At 42.2% G+C, this 1,880-nt stretch carries 3 protein-coding genes; all 3 read right to left on the reverse strand.

What is annotated here, in order from left to right; all coding sequences use genetic code 11:
* A partial coding sequence (locus Phpb_RS15800; RefSeq protein ID WP_276204278.1) for a contractile injection system protein, VgrG/Pvc8 family occupies positions 1-467 on the reverse strand: 467 nt, incomplete at its 3' end.
* 84 nt (positions 468-551) lie between these two features.
* Complete coding sequence (locus Phpb_RS15805; RefSeq protein WP_065391179.1) at positions 552-1,298, reverse strand: hypothetical protein; 747 nt, start codon at positions 1,296-1,298, stop codon at positions 552-554.
* A 34-nt stretch (positions 1,299-1,332) separates the two neighbouring features.
* Positions 1,333-1,880, reverse strand: a 548-nt coding sequence (locus Phpb_RS15810) for a hypothetical protein (protein ID WP_240492576.1), incomplete at its 5' end; no start/stop codon positions are given.

Below are 1,880 nucleotides of genomic sequence, written 5' to 3' on the forward strand. Positions count from 1 at the left end.
GCAAAGAAGGCATAATCGGACTCCCGTTTTTGCGTCACATACTCCCGTGTGTAATGAAACTCATCCAGTTGGCAATCGAACAGGATGCCATGTTTTTTCAGTAAACTCTTGAGGATCTCCGGCACGCTTTGCCGATGATAAATCCGGCTGTCCTGATTCAAATTCATCCGCCAGAGCGCGGGCTGGACGGTGAGGGAATAAATGGTACGATGCGCATGCGTATCCCCCCGAATAGCCTGTGTGACAATGCCGCTAACCTGACGTTGCTCAACATCGTTGAAAATCACCCGGAATTTCACCGATTGTAATAACAGTGATTCCAGATCAATATCGGCCCGTTTACTGACCAGCGTTAAGGATAGGGTAAATAATTCGGATAACTCCTCCTGTAAAGAAAATTCAGCTACCGCAAAAGTTTTCTCCGGCAAATCGGTAATATGACAAAGAAAGTGTAATCCATCGTTCATATGGACTCCTTATTTTTGATGTTGATGTAAGTTAGTAAATTGCTTGATATGTATCATGGTAAGTTTTCCTCAATTCCTACAGCGTTATTTCATATTCATGTACATGAATCGAAAATCGACTTCTTGATCGCCGTAATCTATCTTGCCTCCGGGGTATTCAACCCATTCACCTTTCTCGCGAGTCACTGTAACCTTTGCCATTTTTGTTTCATCCAGTTTAGGCTTGAAGGTAATTTTCCATTTAGCTCCTGGAGTTAATTTCAGTCGAAAAGGGCGCATTTTTAATACTTCACCTTGTAAGAATACCCGGCTTGGGCGACCTTCAACTACTTTCAAAACAGGATAAATAACCGGGCTAAAATCAATCGTATTCGATGCGGGCATTTCGCTAATATCTGTCCGGGCTGCATCATTGATAAATGCGATTAAACCGGTTGCCGAATATGGAATAGCATCTTTCACCAGATGGTGGACATCGGTATAACTAATCGACACAAAGGCCCGATTAATTTTCCATTTACATCGGCCACCGCCATTGAAAGGTAGTTTTGCCTGAAAGTAACCAGTTTTAGGATCAGCTTTTACATCCTCCAAACGTAATCCGTTATAAGTCGGTACTTTAAAAGGCGACATATTGGAATCCAGACGATACTCAAGGCAATTTTTCGAAATATATTCCGCGGACACATGAGGTTTGGTATATTTTGGCGCTACCCCTTCTACGGTGAGCCATTGATTCTCTTTAGGAGGAGAAAGCGGCTCATTTGGATCAGCACAGCCTGATATTAAAATCACTGATAAGATCGATAAGTATTGCTTGATATTTATCATGGTAATTGTTCCTCAATTCCTACAAAGGTAGATATTATTTTATTTTCCAGTAGTCTATAGTTCGGCGATGGAGGTCAATTCTTCCGTTAGGATACTCAACCCATTCGCCTCTCCCATTAGTTACCGTAATTTTTGGCATCTTGGTTTCATCCAGTTTGGGCTTGAAGGTGATTTTCCATTCCTCTCCTGGAATTAATTTCAGTCTAAACGGAAACGAACCTACCTTGCCTTGTAAGGAAATGCTGTTTGGATATCCCTCAACCACGTTCAAAACAGGGTAAATAACCGGGCTGAAATTTATCGTATTCAATGCTCGAGTCTCAGAGGCTTCAGAATAATTTGTTCGTGCGGCGTCATTGATAAAGGCGGTTAATCCTGTTCCCGAAGAGAGTTCGGCATCTTTCACCAGATGACTAACATCGGTATACCCCACCGCCACAAACGCTTGATTGATTTTCCATTTACACCATCCTCCACCATTGAAAGGCAATTTCGCCTGAAAGTAACCAGTTTGTGGATCTGACTTCACATCCAGACGTAATTTATAATAAGTCGGCACTTGATAAGGCGACATACCTGCAT

It is taken from the genome of Photorhabdus namnaonensis (genome assembly GCF_001684335.1).
In the GTDB taxonomy this organism is placed as follows: Bacteria; Pseudomonadota; Gammaproteobacteria; order Enterobacterales; family Enterobacteriaceae; genus Photorhabdus; species Photorhabdus namnaonensis.

Bases quoted from the DNA above. Each gene is read 5' to 3' on its own strand.
- Phpb_RS15805 (WP_065391179.1), bottom strand. From the start codon at position 1,298: ATGATAAATATCAAGCAATACTTATCGATCTTATCAGTGATTTTAATA.